Here is a 14249-nt window from a genome sequence, read left to right on the forward strand (position 1 = left end):
TGATGACCCTCTCCCTCTGGGAGAGGGTGCCCGAAGGGCGGGAGAGGGTGCTCCCATCCGACTCCGACTTCCCCAGGCCGAAGGCCATCTGATGACCCTCTCCCCCTGGGGAGAGGGTGCCCGAAGGGCGGGAGAGGGTGCTTCCATCCGACTCCGACTTCCCCCGAAGGGCGGGAGAGGGCCGGTCTTTGGCCCCCTCGGACATCGATAGCAAAAGGCGGGAGAAGGCACTCTTCTCCCGCCTTTTTCATTTCGAGCCCCGCCCACCGTGACCCTCGGCCTGCGCTGGCGGCGTTTCTGCAAAGGTGAGTAGGGCGTCGCACTTATCGCCAGATTGACGGACCCCGTGGAGAACGCTTTTCTGCGTGGTGGGTCCATATCGCGGTGTGTGAACGGCGCCGCGGCAAGATTGAAATCAAAGTGCCACTATTGTTGGCGTCCTTGCCGGGCCTGATCCAGTCATCCGATTCATGCGGAGAACCTGATGTACAAGTTGTGTTTCTTGGTTTGTTTCAAAAAAGCCTTATAAATCAATTATTTAAGTTGCGAGCTGGATTGGAATTCTACCCAATTTTTCTACCCAAAAACTCTACCCGTTGAGCTAAGGCAGGCAGGGGACATTTCCAAAACGGGAAATTCCAGTCCCCCCGCTGACAGCCAAATACAAAGGGTGGGGGTGGCTTACGCTGGCTGGAAAAATAATATCCGGGAGCCTTTTTGAAGTTCCCTACGTTCTAGGCGCTCTCTTTAACAGCCCACCCAGCATCAAATGAAAACCTTTCTTAATTTTATAATATCGACAGCCGTTGGCGGCCTTGGAAGGGCTGTAGAAAGCGAGGAACGTTTACCCCACTCAGGGACATTACAAAAGACAAAGCCCGCATCAGCGGGCTTGTGTGGAGCGTATAGCGGGGACTGTCAGTCAGAACACAAAGTCGTGGTAAGTGGCGTCAATCTCAGCTTGTGTCAGGCCGATGTACGCCATCGTGACGGCGGGACTGGAATGGTTCAGCACCTTGCAAATCTTCTCGATGGGTTCGCCACCGCTGTGCATCAGCCAGCCACGGGTTTTACGCATGCTGTGTGTACCAAGCTGAATCCCCACTTCATCGCCAACAGCCTTGAACGCATTCGCAACGGATACGCGGCTTACCGGCTTGCCCTTGGCCCGATTGCTGTCCACTTCGAATAGATACGTGTGATTAGGATGGGCGCTTCTACGGCGCTCTACGATGGCCTTGGCCTTAACGTTGAGGTCGATGGAGCGTACCTTGCCGGTCTTGCCTTCTTTGATAACCAGCTTGTCTCCCTGTACCTGTTCAAAGGTCAGGCTAAGGAGGTCGCTGATACGCAAGGCAGTGTTAACGCCAAACCGCCAGATATCCGCGTACAGGGTGTTGCCCTTGGCGTTCATGGTCAGCTTGCGGGAAATGATTTCGGCTTCACCCAGCGTCTTAACCGCTTCTACGATGTTCATTTCTACTTAACACTCCCTGCGATATCTGCTCGATGTGTTAATTAGACCATAGCCGCTGATGACGAATCAAGCATTTTCAAGGCTTCGCTAACTTACAGAATGCCATTCTGTTAATTAGGGCTGATCCCCTGTCCCCCCGTTCCCTGACTGGCCACTGGCTTTAACAGAAATGGCCGTAGCCAGCGACTGACTGCAACGATAGAGAAAATCCATTAGGGAGGATTCCATAATTACTAATCGGAAATACACCATCCGAATTCGTTTTTCACTTTACGAGTCGAAATTTGAAAACAGCGTGCAAAGATGCGGGTTAGCTGGGCAATCCATTAACCAGTGCCCCGGAAATGCTCAGTTCCCGGCATGCAATGATTAATGTTCCACAAAATCATTAATGTTCCACGACTTGTTAACCGTCCTGCTCATCGCCTGTTAGCTATGCTCAAGCCATTGGACCTCCAATGGAGAGAGACAAATGCTAAAGCAAACTCTGGCATTAGGGGCAATGCTACTGTCCACCTCAATCTTTGCTGAGACTTCGTATATTTGCGTTGCTGATATTGGTGCGGCGCTCTTCTTCGACAAAAAAACCAACACATGGCAGGGCACTGGTATAAGCAATCCAACTAAAAAATATATCATTAGCAAACCTGACAAGAAATTTGGTGATAAATTTCAATGGGTGATAACGGAAGTTGGTGATGATAATCCATTTAATTTCTGCGAAGATGATTTTTACGAGAATGGGCAGTTATATTGTGATGACTTTTATTACGTAATGGTGAATCGAGTGAATGGGCGATTTCTACTAATTTACCCAAGGGGATATTGGTCTGACAATTTAAACGCCAAAGAAGGTGAGATAGGAAGGCAGGGCGATAATACACCCTACATGCTAGCGGGGAAGTGTAGCCCTATATAACTGTTTCCCCTGACTGAATGGGCTGGCCCAACAGGGCTAGTTGTCCAGTAGAGGGAACGTGAAATGATTACATTCAAAAATGCTGGAAGCCCCGAATGGCGTGGCTTGTAGAGCATTTTTCAAGATTTCACTAATTGAATTCTCTACTACATGCTTGCGGGAAAAGAAAAAGCCCGCCATCACGGCGGGCTCTGATTACGTTTGAGGTTTCCTGAATCCGCGTATCACCCATGCAATCAGCCATCCGGCTATGAAGGTTAGGAGACTGCCACCCACCCACAATATGGCGCCTTGGATTATCAACCGCTGTTGCTTGCCGGGAAGCTCTGCCAACGCCTCCTTGTATTCCTTACTTAGACGTTCGTTCCTGATGAACAATTCAGCGGGGGTTAGCTTAACCTCGCGCTCACTGCGGATAGAGTCAAACCGATCTAAAAAATCTGAGCTTTTGGGCTTATCCCGAACAACACGATGAGTTTTCTTTAGTTGAGCCTGATAGGCTGATGTGACTTGCCTTTCTGTTGGCATGTCGGCAACCGCACTTAACACCAACACAATCCCAAACACCAAGGAAGCCAACACCCACAACCGGAACCAACCTTTGCCGCTGTATATGCTAAAGCCCATGAATCCCCCTCCCTATGAAAGGCTCATTGTAGCTTATGGTTGCCCGCAGCTTGAAGAGGAATGGTCGTGGCCACGACCAGTTAATCGAGTAGAACCCATACCACAGAATGTACACATCGCAAAAACACTGGAAGCCTTATGGCAGTAGGCTTGGAGGGCTATTTTTGATAAGTTCTGTGATTGAAGATTCTACTACCCTCTTACTCTTTCCTTAGAGATTCCGAAGGTAAGGCTTGAGTAAGTCCTTCACATAATCCATGTCCATCTGCTGGCCGTGCATCACCTTCCAGCCGAACAGAGCAACTTTATCAATTACCTGTTGAGGGACTTGGCCAGAGCTTACAAAGAATGCAGCGGCTTCAAATTCCTGCAATTGATCAAGCAGCGGAACCAGAGCGGCAATATCATCAGGACGGGAAGGAGCGTGGCGTTGTAATTCGTGGATAAGGACGGACAGTTGAGCAATACCACCAGAAGAAAACTTGAAGGCTTCTTTCCCTGATAACTGAGCTTGAAGCTGGCCTAACTTCACCGTACTGCATTCGTGCAATTCGTCCAGCGTTAGGCCAAGCTCATCAAGGAATAGCTCAAGCTGCGTAATACGTTTAATACGCTGTGTCGGTTGTACCTTGGCTTTCTTAGCAAACTCCGTAACTACGTCCTCGCCAAGATAGCGGACAATCCGGCGAATGATTCCTTTACGGGATTCGTCCTCAGAAACGAAATTGGCGGCGTATGTATCGGCACGATGGATACACTTGCCGTATCCAAAGTATTTATTACCGTGTTGCTTATTCGGATGCTCCGGGCAGACAAACAAGTTATCAGCGTGTAGGAGCCCGATGTAATCACTGTCTTTCGGATTTACTGGATGAACGTGAGCCATTGCATACAGGCGCCCCTCGCCACCAAACCCATTAGCCCGCAAGTAATACTTATAAACTTCGTATAACTCAAGCAAGCTTTCGACTGTATGACCTTTGAGGATATCAAGGGTTCTGGCACGTTGGCCTTCGCCCGCCATCCAATACGCAAAGGCACTTGTCTGGAAGCGTTCCAATCTGGAAGCATCCATGGCCTTGCGCTTATCGAGAGTTTGACGGGTAGACTTGCAATCGGGACTGCAATACTTCTGCCAAGCTGTAGCTGGACGGAATGTCTTGCGGCAGGACTTACACTTAAGAGTTTTGCTTAATAGCTTCTTACGTGGCTTAGGCGTTGTTTGTTTCTGTGCTGGCGTTCCCATACGGGTTACTTCCTTTGTTTAATTCGTTAGCGTGGTGAGATAGTCGGCAGAACTCTTTGCAATAGGCGCGGGTTCGTTTGGCCGTGAATACGTGGCCGCAATGACGGCAGGTACAGGTTTTCATATTTAATCCTTGTGGTTAGTTTGTAGATGGCGTGCAATGGAAGCATCAATTCGGCGCTGTACTTCTTCCAGCAATACACCATCATGAGCAATCAAGCGGCTTTCCATTTGGCTAATGGTGGCCATTCTGTTTTCTTGGCGATTGTCATAATCGTTAATTAGCCGTTCGATGGCGGCGTATGTGGCGTGGGATTGCTCGCTAAAACTCCAGCGAGCTACGCCAATAGTTAGGATGGATTGCAGACTGACAACAGCCAGCAGCAATCCGACAGCTTTTAAATTCATTATTTAATCCATGGAGAAAAGAAGGGGCACATTGCGTGCCCCGGTTATTATTCATCTTCTGCGTTCCAGTTCTTCAAGCCAGAAAAGGCCGTTCTAAACTTCCAATCCAGTTCCGCTCCAACAGCCTGTCTAATTTCTCCGGCAAGTTTTGCAGGATCATCAGCGTTACCGTTTACGGTTACATGCACGCCACCTAAATCAATATTCTGAGTAGCTGGCGTATTAGGCTGAAGCATCAGCGGCGAAGGCTGCTCTACCCTTGTCAGATTGGCTGCTACATTCGGCGGAAGCTGGAAAGACTTCTTCGAAGCTTCAATAAACTGCATGAGTTTATTAGTCCCGTTGGACTGTTCGTCCGTTGGCAGGTCAATACGCAGATAATCAGGAACAGGCGTAGAAGGTCCGACATTGCCCGATTTAATCTTGGCATCAATCAAATCTTGTCGTGCCTTCTGTAAATCACGCTCAGCAATTACACGGGCTGGGTGACTTTCACTAAAACCCTTAACCTTTTCAAATCTGGATTCAGCGTCAGATACACGCTTCTTCAATGTGTCCAATTCTGGCGGATTGAAATAGAAGTTAAGCATCTTGGCCGTACTGGATTGCAGCGCTGTATCCCACTTAACAATGGATTCCCGTAACGGCTTCATTGCTTCATTCAAATCTCTTTCGGCTTGAATACGATCAGTGATGGCTGCTTTCAATTGTGGGCTTTGATCGAGTCCGAATTGTTGGAGAATCTTTTCGTTTTCCAAACGCTGTGCATTGGCTTCAATCGACGTGCTCTGTTTGGTGATGGACGCTTTGTTATCACGAACAAACCGTTCCAAGCCCTTTTCAAAGTCTACAGCCAGAAGGTTGCCTTCCTTCGTGGATTCACGAAATGCCTTGTCCAACTGTTGGGCTGTACCCTTGAACTTGTTACGTTCGGCCCAAGCCCGTTTAATGGGTTCAATCAGTAGCGGGCCAGCTTCTGCGAAGGTTTGCACGTCTTCAGCATCCCCTTTTGTCTTTGCCCGTACTTGTTGAAGCTGTAGCGCCGCACGCTGTTGTTCCTGACGGTTCATACCAGCGCCACGGAAGGCGGCTTGTTGTGTTTCGAACATCTTAATGGCGTCTTGCAAGCCCATCTTGCCGCCTGCTGTCTGAGCCATTACAAAGGTACGGAAGCCCTTTACCGCTTCAAGATCGGCGCTGACGCCATATTTATCAGCAATACGGATGAATTCATCTTTGGCCAGCTTCTGGTTAGCGGGATTACTACCGCCAGCTTGCTCCAGCGTATTAGCGAACTGCTCATTACCCGATACACGTTCTTGAACTGTATTCAGGCGGTTCACTACCGCCGACAGGCCAGCTACAGCGGAGCCAATGGCAGCAGCGGCAATGCCAAAGCGGCCAAGCATTGGGGCCATGTCAAATACGGCGGGAGACGCTTTCTGTTGCTTACGTGCCTGACTGGCTTGCCAAACCTGATGGCGTTGTGTGGCGAACATGTGACGTTCGGCCTGCTGAGCGGCCTTCACTTGTTGCCGTTGTTCACGGGCAGCATGAGCCGCTTGGCGAGCCTGATGGACTTCAATTTGCCGTTGGCCACGTTCCCGAATCTGGTTAAGCACAAGCTCCGCTTTCTGTGTCGCTGTAAGGGCTTTCTGCTGAAGAATGTATGTCCGGCTTTGGGCTTGGCCTAAAAGCTTCTCTAAACGCGCCTGACGCAGCTTGGCGGCCTCTACGCCTTGGGCGTTACGTAGTTGAATACCTTCTGCCTTCAAGCGTTCTTGTGTGGCGCGATGTTCCTTCGCCGCTAATACGGCCATAGCCTGACGATCACGTAATGCCGCACTGGCTAAAGCCGCTTGCTGTTTCTCACCTGCGTACACCAGCTTCTGAGCTTCAAGCTCCGCTTTGAACGTTTCGCGCTTTGCCTGTTGGGCAGCACGTTCTAACTTATATTCCCGGTCAAGGGAATGACGTACACGCTTCTCGCCTTTTTCTTTAACAGAAGCACTACCACGAATGTTAAGTTTTTTCTCTAACAGCTTGGCTTTCTGGCCAACGCTTTCCATCTGTTTCTCAATTCTGGTAAGCAATGCTTGGAACTGACGTAACCCGCCAAGCTCTACACGGAAGGCCAGCGTGCCAAATAACTTGGCAATTTCTTTTGATTCACTCATAAGTTATCTAATCTCAAAATCCAACTCTTAGCCTTCAGAATGTGACCAGTTGGCAAGGTGATATCTGTTAATAGTTGGTAGCTGCTATCCATGTATTTAGGATTGGCTTTATTGAATTCACCGCATGCCTTGAAAATTTCATCCTCTGTGAAATCATCAACTGACATAACAAGCTGAATCTTTGGAGTATCGACTGCTTTAACAACAGGCGCCGCTTTAGGAGCTTCTACCGTTTTAGAAACAATTGAGGCCGCTGGTGCGGCCTCTTCCGTTTTTAATGTTTCCGGGCAGTAACGTTCCCGGAGTAATCTTTCTACCGGGTCCATCAAGCGGCCCCTTTGTATAGGTCAATAATTTCTTGGCGAGCCGCTTCCAATTCTGCCGCTTCTTTCGCAATACGTTCGGCTTCAAGTTCACGCTGGCGACGTTCTACAGTGCGACGGGCTTCCTGTTCTACGTGTGCGTTAAACAGGGATTCCAGTTCTTGCCGGTAGGTGGCTTCAACCTTGGCAGCGATTTCCGCTTTGTCCTTCGTCTGCTGTTTCTCTGGCTTGTACAAATAGAACTGAATCCATGGCAGCGCGCCGGATACGGGATTGTATTGGTAGAGAACGGGCGCCACTTCAGCAGGCATGTATCCCGCCTTACGCTTTTCGTAATACAGTTCAAGGCTGTGAGCGATATTATCCGGCAGGAACAGCTCAAGCGCTGTCAGACGGCCAAACTCTGGCGCGGCAAACTCATAGTCGGAATGAGCGAGAGCAATACGGCTGTCTAATTCTTGTTGGGAAAATTCAAAATTTACAATGGTCATGTTTGTTCCTTAAATTAATCTTGGTTTAAATTCGTCCACCGGAATCCAGTTACCACGGCGACGGTCTAAGAGGACTTCAAATTGGGTGGCTACAGCAACATTCACAAGCACGGCGGTAAATCCAGCTTTCATCACTTTTGGCTCACGGCTAAGCCAAACAATCCCCGTGTAATAAGTGTTCTTGTAGACAACCAAATATGGCTGTAATGTCATTTCACTACCCTTAGCGTTGGCTTGATTTCCACCACGTCGAATAACCCGTTGGGCACATGACCGTTCTCATGTTCACGGGAATGCAAGGCAAAGGCGATTAATGTGTCACGGGTCACTTCAATCACTTCCATTCCAGCGCCGAAGCCGCGTGTGCGTTTATCAACTTCAGCGACGTAATCTTTCAGGGGATGATTACCAGTCCAGCCGTAGATGTATTCGTTTGTCATGCCACAATAGGCAAGAAAATAGTTCATTGTTTGTTTACTCCAAATAGGTCGAGGAATTGCTAAATTCCGGGGATTGAATCCGCGTTATTCGCGGGCTGTAGAAGGGGAAAAGTTGCTGGTAGGGCAAGTGGGTGGGTTGCAACTTTTAATACGCTACAAGCCAATAAATACGCTTAATCGAATTTTCGATACTCTTGGATGTAGGCCCGTGCGGCTGTCATTCCGCAGGCGAATACATCGTTCAATTCATAAGCGTCTTTCGAAGGGTTATCTGCAATCCAAGCTGCGATTATGGCGGCTCGATTTTCGACAGGGGCTTCTGTTTGTTTATCGCGGTAGCTAAGCCGTTGCGGCTTCACTTTAGCTGCCTTACCGTCTACAACCTGATCGTTGATATAATCAGAGCGGGCCATCAGGTCGCCAATGTCCATTAGGGCATCGGGATTGTGGTCAAGCCACTTGTAATAAAGCGTTAAAGCCTTTTCATTGGCTTTTACAAACTTTTTAATTTTGTTGTCTTGCGGGCTGTAGCTTGTCGCTACCACATCGATAATTAGGTTACTGGCCGTATTGACCACGAAATAGTTTGCCATGGTGGGTATTCCTTATAGATTGGCAGTTTTGTTTTCATGTTCTTTCTCCTAAAAGGGGCTAATGTTTACGGGTTATTTTTTCTTAGTGAACGTGCCGGGGATGATGGCATTGATACCAACCGCACCGGATTCGGCTAGCTGCTTGTAATCGTGCAACATAAATTCATCGGCTACGATGAACATTGTGGACGCTGTATCTACAGCTTCAATTGCTGGTACATAAACAACGGTATCGATAATTCCTGTCATTTTAGATACACGGAAGTAAAAACAAATGTGGAAGGGATCGTTCATTCTTGAGTTTCCTTTTGTTGAGTAAATTGGTTTAGTAGTTCGGTTTCCTGTTGCAAGCGTTGCTCGCGTTCTTGTTCGCGGCGATGTTGCATCAGGCAGTTATGGCAGCAGAATTTTTTATCTCTGCGACGGGCCAGCATCCGGGGGGATGGGCAATGTTTATTTTGGCAATATAAAACCATTAGAGCCATTGTGGCCCTCCTGTGAGTGATGGAAAGTTATTTATAAAATCAAGATGCAAAGAAAACCCCCAATTTGGGGGCTCTTTGATCCTCGGATGGCAACAGACTATTAACCCGATCTGTAAGCGGTATGGAGAGTTTGGGCCAGTATCGGGATTACAACTGGCAATGTAATTGAAGGCTTCCCTACTGTTGTGCGACCCCACCGACAGTTAACGGTGTTGAAAGGAAGCTATCCATGGGTCTGCCCATTTACCAACCAACGCACAGGCGAGCGTCTTCGCAGGTTCTATCAAACCTTGGTTGTAATTCATTCTTAGGAAAGTTGCCTGAAGTGGGCGGATACATCTGGAAGGAAGTAAGGAATTTCTCTTACCTTACCTACGTATTATAACATTCAAACTGGTAATTAACAATAGACATACTAACTTATTTGCATGAAACTTTCTTATGCAAGTTACAAGTTAGATGAATAAAGTTAATACTTAGAATAATCCCTGTCAGGAACTAACCAAGACAATTACAGACGGGGAACTAACCAATCAACTCCCCGTCTTCACTACTTGTTTATTGTACCCCTATGACTGAATGACAATGACAAAGCCCCGCATAGCGGGGCTCTGTATTTATGCGACGTTTTAGCTGAAGGCTACTGGCTGCAAGCAGCTTACCGGGACTGGCGGCTGGCCGCTGAATGAATATCTATCCCTACCCCTCGCTAACGCTGGCGGGGAATCCAAGGGTAGCATGAAATGTACCAGCTTGTCTATACATTTCTATAGCTATTCAGCTATGGGGCTAAGGGTAGTAATAGCTTCTGTATAGCGCTGGCCAGCGCCAGTACCGTCCTTGCTGCTTGCAGCCTTACCAATGGGGACGGGGGTTTACTAACCAATTCCCCGTCCAAACCTTTAGAAATGACCGCTAGCGGCTTGCTGTGACTGGCGCTGGCCAGCGCTATTTATGTCTAAGGATTCCAATGATTGGTATCCCCGCAGGGGCGTTGATACAACGTTGATAATTATGCGTCCGTTTAGGAATCGTCATTGGACAGACGCCACGAAGGGACGCCCGTTGGTACGTTGGTAATTATGCGACGTTTTAGCGTATCGGGCTGGGAGGCCCGTGGTAGCTGGGGCTGCCGGAGCGGGTCACAGCGTGAAATTGAACTGAAGTTTTTCAATGGCTTCTCGCTTCTGTTCAAGGCTCGGGCCTTTCCCGTACACGTCGAACGTGATGTGCCCGACAAGGTGCCCAATCACGGCGGGGATGATGATGGGTGACACTCCCGCACGAAGGAGCATCGTCGCGGCGGTGCCCCGGAAGGAGTGGAACACATGCCGGTCCCCGAACTGTTCTGCGCGCTTCAACTTGCTAAACCGCTGTCCCAAGGCACTCAGGCGTAATCCGTGTTTCGTGTCAGAGTTGCCGGGGAACAGGAACCCCTCAACTCCCTGCGGAGAGGCTAGGCGCTTTTGATACAGCGGCAGCAGGGCAGAGTGAATAGGGACTTCCCGGATACCTGCTGGCGTCTTGGAATCGTCCACCTTGAAAGCAATGGGCACACCAGATTCATCGAAGAGCGTTGTTGCTCGCCGGATGCGGCCAAGTTCCTCAATACGGCAGCCGGTGTAAGCCCCGAAGGCGATCAGGTCGGCGAGGTCAGTGTCACCCTTGGCCAGCGCTGCGGTGTGCAACTGCTCGACTTCCTTCTGCGTGTAGTCCTTCCAGTTGCCGCCCGCGTTCTCACCCACTCGGGGATGGGTGTGGTTGTCGAAAGGGTTCTTGGCGTCTGCGTAGATACCCCGGTAATAGGTGTCATACCGGCAGGCCCATTCGTGGTAACGCTGCCACGCGGCGATATAACCGGTGCGTGTCTGGCGATTTTGTGAGGTTTGATCCAAGAATTCCGCAACGGCGTCGAAATTCAATTCCCGTCCGTTCGTGGTCAACCACTTGGAAAGTTTCTGTACCTTGGACACATACACATCACGGGTGCGGACGTTAGCGTTCTGCGTGGCGTAATGCTCTGAAAACCTGTCGATGCTAGCGCTAGAGATAGGTGACTTCGGCCTGTAGCTGGCGGGCTCGCTGGCAAGTGATAGGGCTTCGGACAGCTCTGATCCGTTAAGCCTGTGTCGGGCCTTGGCGCCGTGAGCCAATACCTTCTGTTGCAACTCAGAGGCGAGTTTGACCTTCTCCACTAGGGGGAGGCTTTCATCATCGTAAATCGCTATCCATTCGCTCTGAAGGCCCGACACCCCTAGTTCCTGCTCTAGCTGTTCAAGGTAGGTATCTAGCTCCGCTGCCCTGTCGGCGAGGTGCGTGTCATTCGCCCTAAATTCCTCAAGTGTGCGGGCCGGTTGCCGGGTGGATTTGAGCGTTCCCTTGATAGCCGACAGTAATACCCCGTCTGCCTTCTCGTGGTGCGCCTTCGCGGCAGTGTGAAGTTCTTCACGCCAGCGATCACCAGCACGAATCTTAGCTTCACGGATGGCACGAAACTCGGCTTTCCACTGTCCAACCTGCACGCTGGCCAGCTCTTGGGCGAGGCGCTTGTCACCCGTCTTCAGGCTCTGGCTGAGGATGCGACGATTGCCGAAAGCTGGGCGAAGGTCAGCAGGAATATCGATCCGGCAGTGATAGACGGAACTGCGTAGCAGAAGGTGACTCTTCTGTGATGGCATACTGCTATCCAAAGGGCTGTTTCTACTCACGAACTCTACCCAAAATTTCTACCCAATCCTAGCTGTATCCCCTTGCAGGCCGCGTGTTTGCTGGGTTTGAGGGCAAATCATGTACAAGTTGTGTTTCTACGTTCCGGAAAGCCATCTGGAACCCGTGAAAAAGGCCGTGTTCGCCGCGGGCGGCGGGCGTATCGGCGCCTATGACAGCTGCTGCTGGCAGGCGCTTGGCCAGGGCCAGTTCCGCCCGCTGGAGGGCAGCAAGCCGTTTCTGGGGCAGACCGGGACGGTGGAGCAGGTGGCCGAGTGGAAAGTGGAGATGGTGGTGGCCGACGAGCTGATCCATGACGCGGTCAGGGCCCTGAAGAAGGCCCATCCCTACGAAACGCCGGCGTTCGAGGTCTGGCGTCTCTCCGACATGGTGTTCTGATCAGCGAAAGGCGGCCCTGAAGGCCCCCGGCGTTCCGCCTACCGCTGCACGGAAACGGTTGCTGAAGTGGCTGGCGCTGGCGAAGCCGCAGGCCAGGGCGATGTCCCCCAGGGGCAGCGCGGTATCCCGCAGCAGTTTGCGCGCCCGCGCCAGGCGGCGTGCAAGTACGTACTGGTGCGGCGGCATGCCGAAGCTTTCGCGGAACATTCGCGCGAAGTGATATTCGGAAAGTGCGGCGAAGGCCGCCAGTTCGCCCAGGCTGACGGGTTCGGCCAGGCGGTTCTCGATGTAGTCCACCAGGCGCTTGCGCAGCGCTGGCGCCAATCCCCCCTTCAGACGCAGGCCATCGCGCAGTCCGGCCTGGGTCAGCAGGCTGTGGTGGATCATTTCATGGGCCAGGCTCGAGGCCCGCAGGCGCTCGGCGGGCTCGTTCCAGTCCAGGCGAATCAACTGGTGGAAGTTCCATGCCTGCTGCGGGTCGTCGAGGAAGGTCAGCTCGCGCAACTGCAACTCACGGGGTTCGCGATCCAGCAGGGTCACCGCGGCTTCGGCGAAGTGCTCGGCGCTGAAGTAGAGGTGGACCAGGCGGATCTCGCCGTTGATCACCCAGGACGATTCGTGGCCGGCTGGCAGTACGCACAGCTTGTCCGGCGCGCCCTTGGTGCCCGGCCGCTCGCGGCGGTAGGTGCCGGTACCGCCGGCGAGGTAGCAGGACAGGGTGTGGAACTTCGGCCCATGGTAATCCCGCGCATCGTGGTGATTGCTCCACAGCGCCGCGCCCAGGCCATCGCCCAGCTCCGCACTGTGCTCCAGGCGGGCATTGGGCGAACTGGCGAGGGACTGGAAGACCTGGTTCTGTTCGAGTAGCGACATGGCAGGAGCGGGCCTGTGTGCAAGTGCGGTCCATGCTAGCGCGCGTGCTCAGGCCTGGGCAGTTCTCCGACGAGATAAGCGCAAGTTTGTGCAAGCGTGTCGGCGGGGGCGGGCGGAGACTGGTTCCATCTAAGCCGGAGTCGCCCTGATGAACCTCTCCCTCTACCTGCTCACCGTCCTGATCTGGGGCACCACCTGGATCGCCATCAAGTTGCAGATGGGCAGTGTCGCCATTCCCGCCTCCATCGCCTACCGTTTCGCCCTGGCCGCTGCGGTGCTCTTCGCCTTGCTGCTGGTGAGCCGCCGCCTGCAGAGGCTCGACGGCCGCGCCCAGATGATCTGCCTGGCCCAGGGCCTGTGCCTGTTCTGTGTCAACTTCATGTGCTTCTACACCGCCAGCCAGTGGATTCCCAGCGGGCTGATCGCCGTGGTGTTCTCCACTGCCACCCTGTGGAACGCCCTCAATGCGCGGGTCTTCTTCGGCCAGCGGATCGCCGCCAATGTGCTCGCCGGTGGTGGTCTCGGCCTGCTCGGCCTGGCGCTGCTGTTCTGGCCGGAGCTCTCGCACCACAGCGCCAGCCGCGAAACCCTGGTCGGCCTGGGGCTGGCCTTGTTCGGCACGCTGTGCTTCTCCGCCGGCAACATGCTCTCCAGCCTGCAGCAGAAGGCCGGCCTCAAGCCGCTGACCACCAACGCCTGGGGCATGCTCTATGGCGCCCTGCTGCTCAGCGCCTGGTGCCTGGTCAGCGGCACGCCCTTCGACATGGAGTGGAACGTCCGCTATATCGGCTCGCTGCTGTACCTCGCCATTCCCGGCTCGGTGATCGGCTTCACCGCCTACCTGACCCTGGTGGGACGCATGGGGCCGGAGCGGGCAGCCTACTGCACCGTGCTGTTCCCGGTGGTGGCGCTGAATATCTCGGCCTTCGCCGAGGGCTATCAGTGGACCCTGCCGGCCCTGTTCGGGCTGGTGCTGGTGATGGCCGGCAACCTGCTGGTGTTCCGCAAGCCGAAACTGGCAACCCCGGCCGCCGCCGGGGCGAACTGTTCGCTATCGGCCGGCACGCGCGGGGGGCGGTAGTTCA

Annotated in this window: 17 protein-coding genes; 3 read left to right on the forward strand and 14 right to left on the reverse strand. The window is 52.3% G+C overall.

Translation table 11 applies throughout. The features are described 5' to 3' along the window. Positions 1–922 precede the first annotated feature (922 nt). Positions 923–1477 (reverse strand): tyrosine-type recombinase/integrase, encoded by a 555-nt coding sequence (locus ACFPU0_RS13195; RefSeq protein ID WP_377693510.1) that lies wholly within the window; start codon positions 1475–1477, stop codon positions 923–925. A gap of 472 nt (positions 1478–1949) precedes the next feature. Here ACFPU0_RS13195 and ACFPU0_RS13200 point away from each other — a divergent pair, with 472 nt between their 5' ends. Then, positions 1950–2396 (forward strand): hypothetical protein, encoded by a 447-nt coding sequence (locus ACFPU0_RS13200; protein WP_377693511.1) that lies wholly within the window; start codon positions 1950–1952, stop codon positions 2394–2396. 195 nt (positions 2397–2591) lie between these two features. Here ACFPU0_RS13200 and ACFPU0_RS13205 read toward each other — a convergent pair whose 3' ends face one another. The 12 genes from ACFPU0_RS13205 to ACFPU0_RS13260 form a co-directional block, all read right to left on the reverse strand. Continuing rightward, positions 2592–3023 carry a hypothetical protein gene (locus tag ACFPU0_RS13205; RefSeq protein ID WP_377693512.1) on the reverse strand — a complete coding sequence of 144 codons (432 nt, stop codon included), beginning with the start codon at positions 3021–3023 and terminating at the stop codon, positions 2592–2594. A 211-nt stretch (positions 3024–3234) separates the two neighbouring features. After that, entirely contained in the window at positions 3235–4269 is a 1035-nt protein-coding gene (locus ACFPU0_RS13210; protein ID WP_377693513.1) for a hypothetical protein, read from the reverse strand. A 126-nt stretch (positions 4270–4395) separates the two neighbouring features. Continuing rightward, positions 4396–4677, reverse strand: coding sequence for a hypothetical protein (locus tag ACFPU0_RS13215; protein WP_377693515.1), 282 nt, complete (start codon positions 4675–4677; stop codon positions 4396–4398). Positions 4678–4724: 47 nt separating this feature from the next. Next, positions 4725–6854, reverse strand: coding sequence for a hypothetical protein (locus ACFPU0_RS13220; protein ID WP_377693516.1), 2130 nt, complete (start codon positions 6852–6854; stop codon positions 4725–4727). Next, positions 6851–7180 (reverse strand): hypothetical protein, encoded by a 330-nt coding sequence (locus tag ACFPU0_RS13225; protein WP_377693517.1) that lies wholly within the window; start codon positions 7178–7180, stop codon positions 6851–6853. Before ACFPU0_RS13225 ends, ACFPU0_RS13220 begins: the two co-directional genes overlap by 4 nt. Continuing rightward, the gene (locus ACFPU0_RS13230; RefSeq protein WP_377693518.1) at positions 7180–7668 is read right to left on the reverse strand and encodes a hypothetical protein; all 489 of its coding nucleotides are present in this window, start codon (positions 7666–7668) and stop codon (positions 7180–7182) included. Before ACFPU0_RS13230 ends, ACFPU0_RS13225 begins: the two co-directional genes overlap by 1 nt. Positions 7669–7677: 9 nt before the next feature. Next, a complete protein-coding gene (locus ACFPU0_RS13235; RefSeq protein WP_377693520.1) occupies positions 7678–7881 on the reverse strand; it encodes a hypothetical protein in 204 nt (67 codons plus the stop codon). After that, positions 7878–8135: a hypothetical protein gene (locus ACFPU0_RS13240; protein WP_377693521.1), complete on the reverse strand. Its 258-nt coding sequence runs from the start codon at positions 8133–8135 to the stop codon at positions 7878–7880. Before ACFPU0_RS13240 ends, ACFPU0_RS13235 begins: the two co-directional genes overlap by 4 nt. A 146-nt stretch (positions 8136–8281) precedes the next feature. After that, positions 8282–8701, reverse strand: a complete 420-nt coding sequence (locus ACFPU0_RS13245) for a hypothetical protein (RefSeq protein WP_377693522.1) — start codon at positions 8699–8701, stop codon at positions 8282–8284. A gap of 72 nt (positions 8702–8773) precedes the next feature. Beyond that, the gene (locus tag ACFPU0_RS13250) at positions 8774–8995 is read right to left on the reverse strand and encodes a hypothetical protein (protein WP_377693523.1); all 222 of its coding nucleotides are present in this window, start codon (positions 8993–8995) and stop codon (positions 8774–8776) included. After that, positions 8992–9186 carry a hypothetical protein gene (locus ACFPU0_RS13255; RefSeq protein WP_377693524.1) on the reverse strand — a complete coding sequence of 65 codons (195 nt, stop codon included), beginning with the start codon at positions 9184–9186 and terminating at the stop codon, positions 8992–8994. Before ACFPU0_RS13255 ends, ACFPU0_RS13250 begins: the two co-directional genes overlap by 4 nt. 1142 nt (positions 9187–10328) lie before the next feature. Continuing rightward, positions 10329–11864, reverse strand: a complete 1536-nt coding sequence (locus ACFPU0_RS13260) for a DUF6538 domain-containing protein (RefSeq protein ID WP_377693525.1) — start codon at positions 11862–11864, stop codon at positions 10329–10331. Between the two features lie 109 nt (positions 11865–11973). Between ACFPU0_RS13260 and ACFPU0_RS13265 the strand changes: the two genes are divergently transcribed. Next, on the forward strand, positions 11974–12291 hold the full coding sequence (locus tag ACFPU0_RS13265; RefSeq protein WP_377693526.1) for an NGG1p interacting factor NIF3: 318 nt from the start codon (positions 11974–11976) through the stop codon (positions 12289–12291). Here ACFPU0_RS13265 and ACFPU0_RS13270 read toward each other — a convergent pair whose 3' ends face one another. Further along, positions 12292–13164 carry a helix-turn-helix domain-containing protein gene (locus ACFPU0_RS13270; protein ID WP_377693527.1) on the reverse strand — a complete coding sequence of 291 codons (873 nt, stop codon included), beginning with the start codon at positions 13162–13164 and terminating at the stop codon, positions 12292–12294. 148 nt (positions 13165–13312) lie between these two features. On the opposite strand from ACFPU0_RS13270, the gene ACFPU0_RS13275 reads away from it, so the two are divergent. Continuing rightward, positions 13313–14245 (forward strand): DMT family transporter, encoded by a 933-nt coding sequence (locus ACFPU0_RS13275; RefSeq protein ID WP_377693528.1) that lies wholly within the window; start codon positions 13313–13315, stop codon positions 14243–14245. Positions 14246–14249 lie beyond the last annotated feature (4 nt).

Origin of the sequence: Pseudomonas sp. GCM10022186 (assembly GCF_042656385.1) — a bacterium.
GTDB lineage: Bacteria > Pseudomonadota > Gammaproteobacteria > Pseudomonadales > Pseudomonadaceae > Metapseudomonas.

What these genes read in the sequence shown, in the direction of transcription:
- ACFPU0_RS13195 (WP_377693510.1), bottom strand. Translation starts at nt 1,477, where the DNA reads ATGAACATCGTAGAAGCGGTTAAGACGCTGGGTGAAGCCGAAATCATT.
- ACFPU0_RS13200 (WP_377693511.1), top strand. Translation starts at nt 1,950, where the DNA reads ATGCTAAAGCAAACTCTGGCATTAGGGGCAATGCTACTGTCCACCTCA.
- ACFPU0_RS13205 (WP_377693512.1), bottom strand. Translation starts at nt 3,023, where the DNA reads ATGGGCTTTAGCATATACAGCGGCAAAGGTTGGTTCCGGTTGTGGGTG.
- ACFPU0_RS13210 (WP_377693513.1), bottom strand. Translation starts at nt 4,269, where the DNA reads ATGGGAACGCCAGCACAGAAACAAACAACGCCTAAGCCACGTAAGAAG.
- ACFPU0_RS13215 (WP_377693515.1), bottom strand. Translation starts at nt 4,677, where the DNA reads ATGAATTTAAAAGCTGTCGGATTGCTGCTGGCTGTTGTCAGTCTGCAA.
- ACFPU0_RS13220 (WP_377693516.1), bottom strand. Translation starts at nt 6,854, where the DNA reads ATGAGTGAATCAAAAGAAATTGCCAAGTTATTTGGCACGCTGGCCTTC.
- ACFPU0_RS13225 (WP_377693517.1), bottom strand. Translation starts at nt 7,180, where the DNA reads ATGGACCCGGTAGAAAGATTACTCCGGGAACGTTACTGCCCGGAAACA.
- ACFPU0_RS13230 (WP_377693518.1), bottom strand. Translation starts at nt 7,668, where the DNA reads ATGACCATTGTAAATTTTGAATTTTCCCAACAAGAATTAGACAGCCGT.
- ACFPU0_RS13235 (WP_377693520.1), bottom strand. Translation starts at nt 7,881, where the DNA reads ATGACATTACAGCCATATTTGGTTGTCTACAAGAACACTTATTACACG.
- ACFPU0_RS13240 (WP_377693521.1), bottom strand. Translation starts at nt 8,135, where the DNA reads ATGAACTATTTTCTTGCCTATTGTGGCATGACAAACGAATACATCTAC.
- ACFPU0_RS13245 (WP_377693522.1), bottom strand. Translation starts at nt 8,701, where the DNA reads ATGGCAAACTATTTCGTGGTCAATACGGCCAGTAACCTAATTATCGAT.
- ACFPU0_RS13250 (WP_377693523.1), bottom strand. Translation starts at nt 8,995, where the DNA reads ATGAACGATCCCTTCCACATTTGTTTTTACTTCCGTGTATCTAAAATG.
- ACFPU0_RS13255 (WP_377693524.1), bottom strand. Translation starts at nt 9,186, where the DNA reads ATGGCTCTAATGGTTTTATATTGCCAAAATAAACATTGCCCATCCCCC.
- ACFPU0_RS13260 (WP_377693525.1), bottom strand. Translation starts at nt 11,864, where the DNA reads ATGCCATCACAGAAGAGTCACCTTCTGCTACGCAGTTCCGTCTATCAC.
- ACFPU0_RS13265 (WP_377693526.1), top strand. Translation starts at nt 11,974, where the DNA reads ATGTACAAGTTGTGTTTCTACGTTCCGGAAAGCCATCTGGAACCCGTG.
- ACFPU0_RS13270 (WP_377693527.1), bottom strand. Translation starts at nt 13,164, where the DNA reads ATGTCGCTACTCGAACAGAACCAGGTCTTCCAGTCCCTCGCCAGTTCG.
- ACFPU0_RS13275 (WP_377693528.1), top strand. Translation starts at nt 13,313, where the DNA reads ATGAACCTCTCCCTCTACCTGCTCACCGTCCTGATCTGGGGCACCACC.